The sequence below is a fragment of the Myxacorys sp. genome (assembly GCF_059501405.1).
In genome coordinates, this window is record NZ_JCACCM010000087.1 from 32,180 (window position 1) to 42,979 (window position 10,800).

Sequence of the window (10,800 nt, forward strand, 5' to 3'; positions counted from 1 at the left end):
AAAAAATATTCGAGTGCCGCGGTCATATCGAACAGGTGAATCTACGCCTGACGCGAGTAGTACTCCACCACCAGCAGTTCGTTGATCTGGAGGGCTACCCACTCTCGATCAATGACATTGTTAACCTTTCCGGTTAGCTTGTTCTTATCAAACTCTAAGTGGCTCGGCAAGTTCGCCAAACCGGGATACTGCAGATTTGCTTCCACTAGTTTTCTGGAGCGATCGCGATCGCGCACCCCAATCACATCTCCTGCACGACATTGATAGCTGGCAATGTCCACTACGCGACCGTTCACCGTCACGTGTCCGTGATTCACTAACTGCCGGGCTCCCGGAATCGTCGCCGCCATACCCATCCGAAAAACAGTGTTGTCTAACCGCATCTCTAGCAGTTGCAACAAGACCTGCCCAGTAGAACCAGCTGCCCGACGCGCTTTCCGCACATAGCGAAGCAATTGGCGCTCAGTCACCCCATAATTAAACCGAAGCTTCTGCTTCTCATCCAAACGAACTGCATATTCAGACCGTTTTTTGCGGTTTTGCCCGTGTTGTCCGGGGGGATATGCCCGTCTGGGGGTTTTGCGAGTGAGACCAGGCAGATCTCCCAAACGACGCGCAATTCGTAAACGCGGACCTCGATATCGCGACATGAACTTTCCTCGTGTACTCGAAAGAAGATTTTGACAACTTTACTAGTATAAGGCTTTGCGTTGATATCAGGGAAGTCTATTTTTTGTTTTTTGGATTCTGGTAACTTTAAGTTCTGAAACACAAACGAGAGTCTGCTTCACTCTGTAGTTTATTTAAACGCAGGGTTCAAGCAAATACAGTGCTAACACACCACTATGAAAAAACAGACGTCAAGATTGATTACGGGTTTTGTCTCAACGCTGGTCGCGATCAGTGTTGCTGTCTATGGATTTTCTTCAGAGTCCCGCGACGCGCCTCGCACCCGTGCTGGACTAGCTCAAATTGGGGAATCGGTCAAAGTTGTGGTCAATTCTAGCTTTGTTAGCCCCCTTGTAGAATTATTTGGAGATGTCGCGATCGGGCAAAAGAGCTTTGTCGCGAGTAATACGATTCTGCGGGCTGACCCCGGAACGCGAGTTTGTATTGGCAATGAAACGAATCTACAAGACAACATTTTGTTCTTGGCATTGCGATCTTTACCATCACCATCATCTTCCTGCGGCAGCCGCTCTAACAGCACCCAAGAGCGAGCTAGCATTGCCCATCAAGCGGTGATTGTCAATTCTCGGATCGGGAAATTTACATTTGTTGGGTTTCGATCGCGCATTACCAACAGCATTCTCGAAGATGGGGCCTTTGTGCTGCATGGGGCCACCATAACGGGTGTGCGGATTCCCAAAAATCGCTTAGTGGCAATTGGACAAACGATCACAACACAAGCTCAAGCCGATGCTCTGCCGCTTAAGACTGCGGATAACAGTACCTTCCAGGAAGAAGTTTTAGAGGTGAATGAAGAGTTCGCAGAGCACTACTCTGAGCTGTATCAGACAGAAGGCTTTGATGCGGTGACGGGCATCAGTGCCGCACCCCGCACCTCGTGGAATCCTAAACCCGTCAAGCCAACGCTAGGATCAGGGGTTCGAGTCGAAGAATTTGCTCGACTAGTGGGGGATGTGCGTTTGGGCGCAAATAGCGTCGTCGGACGCCGCACCTCAATTCGGGCAGATGAAGGGGCACCAATTGTGATAGGTGAGAGTGCAGCTATTGAAGATCGAGTTACATTTCATGCGCTGAAGGGAACTAGCATTAAAATCGGTCGCAATTTGGATACAGATGACAATATTGTGTTTCACGGTCCGCTCACGGTCGGCGATAACCTGACGATTGGCGATGATGCCATTCTTTTTCGATCAACGGTTGGCAATCGAGTCACGATTGGCACAGGCGCGATCGTGGTCGGCGTGACGCTCCGTGATGATGTTCAAGTTCCAGATAGGGCATTGATTACGACACAAGCTCAGGCAGACGCCTTGTCTGTACGACGAGGATAACGCGAGACTAGACGAGCGTTACAATAAACCCATGAAGCTACTTTTGATTGGGCTAGTTCGCGGCTATCGCATGGTCATTTCGCCATTGCTCTTACCGAAATGCCGCTTTCAACCTACCTGTTCTCAATATGCCATTGACGCGATCGCCACTCATGGCGCGCTTAAGGGCAGTTGGTTGGCGACGAGACGCATTTGCCGCTGTCATCCGTTCTCGTCGTCGGTTGGTTATGATCCGGTTCCGCCTAAAGACTAGAGCGCTACAGGGGTTCCGTAAGGGGCAGTAGGGGAACTGTAGAAATCAGTAGAAATCGTCACCGTTCCTCGTGTTATGCAGAAAGCTCCTTTGATTGTTGCGCTTGCCGCGATTTGCGCAGGCGGAATTGGGATTGGAATTGCCGCCACATCAAACCGTTCCGCCCCGCCCCTTGTCGTTTCTCCCTCGTCTCAACAGTCTCCTTCGACAACCCCATCACCCGATGCGCCCATTGTGGCATCTCCCGTGACATCTCCTGCTCCGACACCCGTCCCGTCGCCGCTGGATGATTTCCCGCATCAGCGACTCGTGTATCGAGACGAGGTGAAGAACACTTCCTTTGCTCAGTTTCGCGATCGCGCTCGTCAAGCCATCAAGCGCCGCGACCTGGAATTTCTCAAAAGTGTGGTGCCAAAAGGAGAGATTTCCCTCGGATTTGGTGGACCCATACCCCTGGAAGAATATTTGAAATCAGAGGGTTCTACCACACCGCTCTGGAGCATTCTTGAAAAAGCAATCTCAGGTCCGTGTTCGCTCACAAACGTAAATTCTGAACAAGATGCAGATGGCTTTGTTTGCTCGAATGCGGCGGGTGAACTTGAGAAACAGTATCCACCGCCAAAAGGCACTCAAGGGATTGGACACCTCCTCGATAAAGTGATTATCGAGGGTGAGAATGTAAATGTCAGAGCGCAACCGAGTGCCAATAGCACGATCGTGGCAAGGCTCTCGAATGAGGTCGTCAAGCTCGATCGAAAAACGTTTGAACAACGGTACAGCGACCCTAAGGAAGGATACGACCCGATTAAGAGCTGGATGCCAATTCTTCTACCCAACGGAAAGCCGGGGTTTGTGTCGAGTCAGTATGCCCGTCAGCCGTTAGAGTATCGAGTTATCTTTGCCAAACTGAATGGACAATGGCAACTCACTGAGATTCCCGGAGGAGATTGAGTCGCAGGAATGATAAGGTTTCTGCTATGTTTATCTTCTACTGGCATGAAGCCTTATCAATCAGTCGCGATCGCCGAGTGTCACGAACCTCTCGTTCAAATTCCTGACGAGTTTGCCTTCGTTACCCCCCATCCCTACGCTAAGCTAGGCGCACCCTACGGGAAAAAATCACCGTTTTACGTCCGGCAAGGCGTTTGCGCTCGCTTGCTGACTGCCCATAAAATATTGCAACAGTCTCATCCCGGTTGGAAAATTCAGATTTTTGATGCCTACCGTCCAGTTGCTGTGCAGCAATTTATGGTGGACTACACGTTTGTTGAGGCGGCGCGATCGCAAGGATTAAACCCAAAAGCTTTAACAGAAGCGCAGCGAGAAGAAATTCTGCAACAGGTCTATCAATTTTGGGCCATGCCGAATGGTGATCCGAGGATGCCTCCGCCCCACAGTACAGGAGCCGCCATTGACATCACCTTAATAAATGCTGAGGGGAACGAGATTGATATGGGTTCGCCGATCGATGAACTATCACCGCGATCGTTCCCCAACCATTTTGCAGACAGCACTAATTCACTAGAGAAAACCTATCATCAGCATCGCCAGCTTCTTTGCGATGTCATGGTTAAATCAGGCTTTAAGCGGCATTGGAATGAATGGTGGCACTTCTCTTACGGCGATCAGATTTGGGCATGGCTGACCGTACAGGAAGGTGGAAGGGCTAGTGCCAAATATGGCAAGGCGGGGAGGTAGGGATAAAGACCTCCCTCATCCTTCATCTCTACTCTTCGATCTTCACAGACAAAATCCGATCGTCTTGCCGAATCGCATTCACGACATCCATGTCGTTGGTCTGACCAAACACAGTATGCATTCCATCTAAATGGGGCTGAGGCGAATGGCAAATAAAGAATTGGCTACCGCCCGTATCGCGTCCCGCGTGAGCCATGGATAGCGAACCCGCCTTGTGCTTGTTCGGGTTAATCTCACACTTAATTTGGTATCCCGGGCCGCCCGTTCCCGGTCTTCCTTTTGCGCCTTCTCGCGTGTTTGGGCAACCGCCTTGAACCATAAAGTTAGGAATGACTCGATGAAATGCTAATCCATCGTAGTAACCCTTAGTCGATAAATCCACAAAATTCTTCACCGTGTTGGGCGCGTCTTGATCAAACAAATCCAGATGGATCGTACCCTTGTCGGTCTCCATGATTGCGCGAGTCATAGGTGTTCCCTTATTTCAACCCCACTATCCTAGCAGGCAGTGTAGAACTAGCGGATTCTAGGGATATTCGGGGTTGAGTTTGTAAATTGCCCAAGTTGTATACGTGCCGATCGGACCCCACAGCAAAAAGGGAACGAGCAACAGCGCAGCCCATCCAGAAATTGGATAGACTCGCGCGGTCAACAGTAACCCAATGACAAAGCCTAACCCGCCAATAAATGTTCCCAGTTTGAGGCTATGAGACCAAAGTAATGTGGGGGAATAGGCCACGATCGCAACTTCTAGCACGAGGTAAAAAATCATCAACTGCCAGTCTTGCGTTTCTTCCCATACAATATAGGCAGACCAAGCGCCACAAATAAAAATAATCATCCAAATCACTGGAATCAGTTTCTCAAAGGTGAGCCAACGCGGACGCCGCAACCGATTAAACCACTTCACGTCCTGCGGTCTGACAATATTACTTCCCAGTGCGACTAAGAACGTGACTGCGCCAATCACCAGCCAGGATTTGATCATTACTTTTAAGCCTTTAGAAGAAATATGAAAACTGTATAGGTTGGAACCATATTTCAGCATTGTGCCAGGGTGGCGCGATCGCAGGAATCAACCCTGAGAACGAAAATCAGATGCATTACCCAAATTGTGGAACTGGAGAATAGGAACCCCTCTCTCAAGCAGAGGATTCATTGCCTCTAAAAGACCCTAACTTCTTAACCCAACGAGAAACTGGCTCAATAAAAAAACTGGGTAGCCGAAAAGCTACCCAGTTTCTCAATTAGACCTAGCGATTAGACACTAGCGGTCTTCTTAGCGACTTGATCGAGTTCGCCTTTCTTATACATTGCTGCATAAACTTCAACCGAGGCTTGCTTAATCTTGCTGGCATTGCCTGCCGTCCAGAACTCCTTATAGCGATCGGCACACACTCTCTGCATGTACTTAATCGACGGCTTCAGGAAGTGGCGGGGGTCAAATTCCTTGGGATTGGATTGGAGGGCTTCGCGAACAGCAGCCGTAATTGCCAAACGGTTGTCGGTATCGATGTTCACCTTACGCACCCCATTCTTAATGCCCTTTTGAATCTCTTCAACAGGTACGCCATAGGTTTCAGGAATTGCGCCACCGTGCTGGTTGATTAACGCCAACAGGTCTTCGGGTACAGACGAAGAACCGTGCATCACTAAGTGAGTGTTGGGCAAGCGCTCGTGAATTTCTGCAATCCGGCTGATTGCCAAGATTTCTCCGGTCGGTTTGCGGGTAAATTTGTAGGCTCCGTGGCTGGTTCCGATCGCAACTGCTAACGCATCCACCTGAGTCTGCTCAACAAAGTCAACCGCTTGATCTGGGTCGGTCAACAGTTGAGAATGATCCAGCTTACCCTCGAAGCCGTGACCGTCTTCTGCTTCACCCATGCCCGTTTCGAGCGAACCCAAACAGCCAAGCTCACCTTCGACCGATGCTCCGATCGCATGAGCCACTTTCACCACTTCACGGGTGACTGCCACGTTGTACTCATAGCTAGCAGGAGATTTTGCATCGGCTTCGAGTGAACCATCCATCATGACGCTCGTGAAGCCATTCTTGATCGCCGAGTAACAGGTGGCAGGCTCGTTACCATGGTCTTGGTGCATGGTAATCGGAATGTGAGGATAAGTCTCGACTGCCGCCAAGATCAGGTGACGCAGGAAGTTTTCGCCAGCGTAGGAACGAGCGCCACGAGAAGCTTGCAAAATCACAGGGCTGTCAGTTTCATGGGCAGCCTGCATGATCGCTTGGATCTGCTCCATGTTGTTGACGTTGAATGCCGGGATGCCGTAGCCGTGTTCAGCCGCATGATCCAACAGCAGCCGCATTGGTACGAGCGCCATAAATAGTCCTCCTGGTTGGGTATGGTCAGCGAGTTTTGATCTAACCGCTTAAATCGTTACGACAATCTTAAGGCAATTTTACTCATCCCGTATGCCGAATCTGACCAATCACCCACCTAAATTAGGTAAAAATAGCTATTAAATTTACTTATATGTCTTTGAGGGGTGATTGAGAACGAGAGGAGTGATAGGGATTGAAGCGGAACGCAAAAATGAAACACAGCAAAACAGCAAAATCGATCTTAGCAATTGCGGTTAAACTTGGGGATCAAGAAACTTTGCCCTACAGATCTGCAACTTTACTCAGTAAATGTGTTGCGGGTGACAAAATTAATTTTGCAACTAAGGGCAATATTTAGACTAGATTCTGAGTCGGTCTAACCGCCTTGCTTCTACTGCGAAGCGATCGACAACTTAGCGATAGGGCGCTCAAGAATTCGTTTTGCTCTTTGTTCGGATGACCCTTCTCATGACGATATACGTTGGAAACTTGTCTTACCAAGCGACAGATGAAGATTTGAGATCTGTGTTTGCAGAGTACGGCTCCGTGAAGCGGGTCGTTCTGCCCACCGATCGCGAAACGGGCCGGATGCGCGGTTTTGCGTTTGTTGAGATGGCAGAGGACGCTCACGAAGATACGGCAATTAGTGAACTTGATGGAGCAGAGTGGATGGGTAGACAACTTCGGGTGAACAAGGCGAAACCCAAGGAAGAAGGGCGAGGAGGACGGTTTTAGAAAAGCAATATTACCTGTCTTGAATGCACCACAGCAGGTTGCCCGACAAGAGGGAGGGTTGGAAGTACGGCTTCCAACGAACTAAGAACTGCTTGAAGCAGTAAAGAGGTGAATTTTAGCTTGTGTGCCCTGATAAAACTAAAGGGTTCTCTCCAGCCGTCGCACTGGAGAGAACCCTGATTTTTTTTAAGACGCTAAAACCCCTAAAGCAATCTTGTACTGAATTAACTTATATTAAGAGCTTACGCCGCACGACGGGTGAGCAAGCCCCACAAGAAGATTGCAATAATCGCACCAATCACAGCAACGAAAATACCACCAATGCTCAGACCTGTTGCAGCGAAAGAAAGCGTTCCCGTCGAGAGCAGGTTAAACAGGCTGCCTCCGATAAATGCACCAACAATACCGAGAATCATTGTCGCAACGATGCCGCCACCTTGTGAACCTGGATAGATTGCTTTCGCGATCGCACCTGCAATCAATCCTAAGATAGCCCAAGCGATTAGATTCAACATATTTCGTTCTCCTAAAAAAATTGTTTCAACACTCAAAGAATATCAAGTTGATTTCTCAAATCCAATCTGCCGAAGGATGGAATCAGGAATTGTCGAAAGAGGGAGGAAGAAAGGGTAGAGACATAGGGCACGAAAGAGTTAGAGAATGCTTTTGGTAACGCTTTGCCAAAAATCTGTTCCTTCACCTTAGTGAAAATTGTCAGAGTTCATCGACCAACCAACGTTGGTCATGCCTCTTCTCACAAAGCGTTGCAGAAGAGATCCCAAAGTCCTCACTTATCTCTCATTTCGCTATTAACTCTCCTGTTGCCTGCACGACCTGATCGGGTGTCACTTGCCGAAGACAATCTTGATGTCCTTCTGGACAAATGCTTTTGTAGCAATATTTGCAAGGAACATCGTGAAACAAGACTCGGTTTGGAACCTGCCACGGGGTATGTTGAGGGTTGGTCAGCGCATACAAATCGACGATAGGCGTTCCGGTAGCCGCCGCCAAATGAACGGGGCCTGTATTGTTAGAGATGAGAACCGGAGCCGCTTCGATTAAGGCAGCAAACTCGCCTAACGTCAGGTCGCACAAAGAATGAGAGGGGGCGTTCATCGTCGCTTGAATCTGGTTTACTAAGTCACGCTCTGATTCGGTTCCGGTAAACACAACAGACCATCCTTGCTGCGAGATGAGGCAATCGGCAACGGCAGCAAAGCTTTCTGGGGGGTAGCGACGAGAAGCTGCCGTTGCTCCAGGATGAATCACGACCCAAGGAGAAATTCTGTCAATTTTAAGGCGTTGGAGGAGAGCGGTAATGGTGGTGCGATCGCGCTCTTCCACCTGCACCGATAGGCGTTCATTCTGCGTTGTGCAGCCAATGTGAGCAACTAAATCAAGCTGCCGTTGAACTTCGTGGCGAATTCCGCCATCGGGTTCTGGATCTTTAATCCAGTCGCTCAGCAGCTGATAGGGATTTTCGTGGCAGTGAGCTAAGCGCAGAGGAATTTCTGCCATGTAGCACAGAAAGGCAGATGGCAGCGGGTTTTGGCTATAAACCGTAAAGATGACAGCTCCATCGAAGTGAAACGATCGCAAAAACTCGATCATCTCGAATTCAGGACGGGGACTCGAGCGAGGGGCAGTGGCTTTTAGCCAAGGCGAATCGTAAATCAGGAAGTGATCGAGTTCGGGAATCAGGGGCGCGATCGCGGCTCCCGCAGAAGAGGTCAGGAGCGTAATTTGGCGGCCGGGTACGGATTCTTTGAGGGCGCGAAGGGCGGGAGTGGTCATCAACACATCGCCAATCGTGTCTAGGCGAATGCAGAGCAGATTCTTAGCTTGGTTCCACATGCAATACGAAAGGAATACAGAACGGAATACAAAAACGCCTAGGCGCTGTGAACAACTGATGAAAGATGAGCCAGCAATTCTTCAGCTGTGCAAATAGAAGTGCCTGTTTTGCTCACAACCAGGGCTGCTGCTGCCGCCGCTAGTTCGGCCGCATCGGTGGGAGAAGCCCCAGCCGCCAGCGCGATCGCAAGAGTAGCGGTAAAGGTGTCCCCGGCTCCAATGGTGCGAGTCGGACAAACTGGATTGGCATAAATCCGATGCGGGGAAGTTTGAGGTTGCAAAATGATTGCCCCCTCTTGATCTAACGTTACGGCAACCATCTGCGCTCCGGTTGCCGCTAGAATTTGTGCGGTTTGGGCAATAATCCAGTCAACTCGCGATAAGTCTCGTTCTGAACTGGTTTGAGGTAGAAGTTGTGTAACTTGCTCGTAGTTAGGCTTAACGGCAGTGACGTTGAGCGTTTTATAGCGTTCTAGTGCTTTGGCATCTACAACTAGGGTTTTAGACAGCGTTTTAGAGTGCTGAAATTGCGGCGACGTAGGTTCTATATTGCGCAGAGTACCGATTGCATCAATCACGCCTGATGTTAAAATCCCGTATCCATAATCAGAAACAATCACAGCATCATAATCATAAAAATGCTGCGTTAGATAGTGAATGATTTCGTGTTCAAGACTGGCCGTAATGGTGTTAGTCGTTCCTTGATCAAATCTAAGCAGTAGTCTGTCTTCATCCATGACGCGCTGTTTTGTCAGCGTTGTTCGATCGCTGGCTACAAGCATTGGATCAATATCAATTTGATGATCTAACAAGGCGCGTTGTAGCAGTCTCCCTTCTTCATCATTACCAACCACCGACAGCAAAGTGACCTGAGTTCCCAGGCTTCGTATATTCACGGCGGTATTCGCGGCTCCTCCAGGCTGATTTTCGCAATGGGAAAGCGTCACAACCGGAACCGGAGTTTCTTGACAAAACCGATTTGCACAACCATACAGGTAGCGATCGAGGATTGCCTCGCCAATCACGAGAACCCGCAAGTCTGAAAATTTTTCGACAATGCGTGACAGGTTACTCATGGATATTTTTTTATGAATTTGAGAGATAAATGACTAATACAGAACAATTAATGCGGAGCAAACAGCCTTAAGGCGGATTCATTCGTGGATTCGTTAATGGATTGATGTGTGAGTATGAATCACTTCAGCTGCCTCAGCCAAGGTTCGAGTCCGATAGTGGGGAAGTCGTTCGGGAGTGAGAATCCACTCTGTTTCGTTGCCATTATCTAGCAGAATGGTCTGACAACCCGCTTTTCGTCCGGCTTCTACATCGTTGAGAATATCTCCAATCATCCACGACTTGGTACAGTCGAGGTGATGTTCTTGCGCAGCTTGAAGCAGGAGCCCAGGTTCGGGTTTACGGCACTGACATGCGATCGCATAGGACGCCATTTCGCCAGTTGGATGATGAGGACAGTAGTAAAATCCGCTCAGAGGAACGTCAAACATCTCCAGTAGGTCTCGAATTCGCCGTTCTACCCCCACTAATGCTGATTCTGGAAAGTATCCTCTCGCAACTCCCGATTGATTAGAGATAATGACTAATTTGTAGCCAGATTGGTGGAGCGATCGTAGGGCTAATCCGGCTCCAGTTGATAATTCAATTTTGTCTGGATCAACATTGTAAGGAATGTCAGGAATCAGCGTTCCGTCTTTATCGAGGAAGATGGCAGGAAACATAACAGGTCTAATCGATAAACTGACAGCAAGAAGATTGAGCAACCCCTAAAGAGCTACTTCAATGACGGCGTAATTGATAATACGGTGCATCCTCTGCAAAAAGCGATGTTCAACGAAGATTGATGTGAAAAACGGCTTTAACAAGCTCTAGAAGAGTTTTCG

Annotated in this window: 13 protein-coding genes; 5 read left to right on the plus strand and 8 right to left on the minus strand. The window is 49.0% G+C overall.

The features are described 5' to 3' along the window. Positions 1–41: 41 nt before the first annotated feature. Positions 42–650, minus strand: a complete 609-nt coding sequence (rpsD, locus tag AC5I6P_RS09375) for a 30S ribosomal protein S4 (protein ID WP_495693482.1) — start codon at positions 648–650, stop codon at positions 42–44. Positions 651–845: 195 nt separating this feature from the next. Between rpsD and AC5I6P_RS09380 the strand changes: the two genes are divergently transcribed. From AC5I6P_RS09380 to AC5I6P_RS09395, 4 genes are all read left to right on the plus strand, one after another. Then, positions 846–2,021 (plus strand): LbetaH domain-containing protein, encoded by a 1,176-nt coding sequence (locus AC5I6P_RS09380; RefSeq protein WP_495693483.1) that lies wholly within the window; start codon positions 846–848, stop codon positions 2,019–2,021. Between the two features lie 31 nt (positions 2,022–2,052). Further along, complete coding sequence (yidD, locus tag AC5I6P_RS09385) at positions 2,053–2,274, plus strand: membrane protein insertion efficiency factor YidD (protein WP_495693484.1); 222 nt, start codon at positions 2,053–2,055, stop codon at positions 2,272–2,274. A 75-nt stretch (positions 2,275–2,349) separates the two neighbouring features. Continuing rightward, positions 2,350–3,225, plus strand: coding sequence for an SH3 domain-containing protein (locus AC5I6P_RS09390; protein WP_495693485.1), 876 nt, complete (start codon positions 2,350–2,352; stop codon positions 3,223–3,225). A gap of 45 nt (positions 3,226–3,270) precedes the next feature. Next, positions 3,271–3,972 (plus strand): M15 family metallopeptidase, encoded by a 702-nt coding sequence (locus AC5I6P_RS09395; protein ID WP_495693486.1) that lies wholly within the window; start codon positions 3,271–3,273, stop codon positions 3,970–3,972. Between the two features lie 28 nt (positions 3,973–4,000). Here AC5I6P_RS09395 and AC5I6P_RS09400 read toward each other — a convergent pair whose 3' ends face one another. From AC5I6P_RS09400 to fba, 3 genes are all read right to left on the minus strand, one after another. Further along, positions 4,001–4,441: a peptidylprolyl isomerase gene (locus AC5I6P_RS09400; RefSeq protein ID WP_495693487.1), complete on the minus strand. Its 441-nt coding sequence runs from the start codon at positions 4,439–4,441 to the stop codon at positions 4,001–4,003. Between the two features lie 57 nt (positions 4,442–4,498). Further along, positions 4,499–4,960: a TspO/MBR family protein gene (locus AC5I6P_RS09405; RefSeq protein ID WP_495693488.1), complete on the minus strand. Its 462-nt coding sequence runs from the start codon at positions 4,958–4,960 to the stop codon at positions 4,499–4,501. A 272-nt stretch (positions 4,961–5,232) separates the two neighbouring features. Beyond that, positions 5,233–6,312: a class II fructose-bisphosphate aldolase gene (gene fba / locus AC5I6P_RS09410; protein WP_495693489.1), complete on the minus strand. Its 1,080-nt coding sequence runs from the start codon at positions 6,310–6,312 to the stop codon at positions 5,233–5,235. Positions 6,313–6,781: 469 nt separating this feature from the next. Here fba and rbp point away from each other — a divergent pair, with 469 nt between their 5' ends. After that, positions 6,782–7,048, plus strand: a complete 267-nt coding sequence (gene rbp / locus AC5I6P_RS09415; RefSeq protein WP_495693490.1) for an RNA-binding regulator — start codon at positions 6,782–6,784, stop codon at positions 7,046–7,048. Positions 7,049–7,290: 242 nt separating this feature from the next. Here the strand turns inward: rbp and AC5I6P_RS09420 are convergent, their stop codons facing one another. From AC5I6P_RS09420 to AC5I6P_RS09435, 4 genes are all read right to left on the minus strand, one after another. Beyond that, a complete protein-coding gene (locus AC5I6P_RS09420) occupies positions 7,291–7,563 on the minus strand; it encodes a GlsB/YeaQ/YmgE family stress response membrane protein (protein ID WP_495693491.1) in 273 nt (90 codons plus the stop codon). A 283-nt stretch (positions 7,564–7,846) separates the two neighbouring features. Next, positions 7,847–8,902 (minus strand): lipopolysaccharide heptosyltransferase II, encoded by a 1,056-nt coding sequence (gene waaF / locus AC5I6P_RS09425; RefSeq protein WP_495693492.1) that lies wholly within the window; start codon positions 8,900–8,902, stop codon positions 7,847–7,849. Between the two features lie 38 nt (positions 8,903–8,940). After that, a complete protein-coding gene (locus tag AC5I6P_RS09430; RefSeq protein ID WP_495693493.1) occupies positions 8,941–9,978 on the minus strand; it encodes a bifunctional heptose 7-phosphate kinase/heptose 1-phosphate adenyltransferase in 1,038 nt (345 codons plus the stop codon). A gap of 93 nt (positions 9,979–10,071) precedes the next feature. Then, entirely contained in the window at positions 10,072–10,638 is a 567-nt protein-coding gene (locus AC5I6P_RS09435; protein WP_495693494.1) for a D-glycero-alpha-D-manno-heptose-1,7-bisphosphate 7-phosphatase, read from the minus strand. Positions 10,639–10,800: the final 162 nt, after the last annotated feature.

Bases quoted from the DNA above. Each gene is read 5' to 3' on its own strand.
- waaF (WP_495693492.1), bottom strand. From the start codon at position 8,902: ATGTGGAACCAAGCTAAGAATCTGCTCTGCATTCGCCTAGACACGATT.
- AC5I6P_RS09420 (WP_495693491.1), bottom strand. From the start codon at position 7,563: ATGTTGAATCTAATCGCTTGGGCTATCTTAGGATTGATTGCAGGTGCG.
- AC5I6P_RS09395 (WP_495693486.1), top strand. From the start codon at position 3,271: ATGAAGCCTTATCAATCAGTCGCGATCGCCGAGTGTCACGAACCTCTC.
- AC5I6P_RS09380 (WP_495693483.1), top strand. From the start codon at position 846: ATGAAAAAACAGACGTCAAGATTGATTACGGGTTTTGTCTCAACGCTG.
- AC5I6P_RS09390 (WP_495693485.1), top strand. From the start codon at position 2,350: ATGCAGAAAGCTCCTTTGATTGTTGCGCTTGCCGCGATTTGCGCAGGC.
- rbp (WP_495693490.1), top strand. From the start codon at position 6,782: ATGACGATATACGTTGGAAACTTGTCTTACCAAGCGACAGATGAAGAT.
- AC5I6P_RS09405 (WP_495693488.1), bottom strand. From the start codon at position 4,960: ATGATCAAATCCTGGCTGGTGATTGGCGCAGTCACGTTCTTAGTCGCA.
- AC5I6P_RS09430 (WP_495693493.1), bottom strand. From the start codon at position 9,978: ATGAGTAACCTGTCACGCATTGTCGAAAAATTTTCAGACTTGCGGGTT.
- AC5I6P_RS09435 (WP_495693494.1), bottom strand. From the start codon at position 10,638: ATGTTTCCTGCCATCTTCCTCGATAAAGACGGAACGCTGATTCCTGAC.
- fba (WP_495693489.1), bottom strand. From the start codon at position 6,312: ATGGCGCTCGTACCAATGCGGCTGCTGTTGGATCATGCGGCTGAACAC.
- AC5I6P_RS09400 (WP_495693487.1), bottom strand. From the start codon at position 4,441: ATGACTCGCGCAATCATGGAGACCGACAAGGGTACGATCCATCTGGAT.
- rpsD (WP_495693482.1), bottom strand. From the start codon at position 650: ATGTCGCGATATCGAGGTCCGCGTTTACGAATTGCGCGTCGTTTGGGA.
- yidD (WP_495693484.1), top strand. From the start codon at position 2,053: ATGAAGCTACTTTTGATTGGGCTAGTTCGCGGCTATCGCATGGTCATT.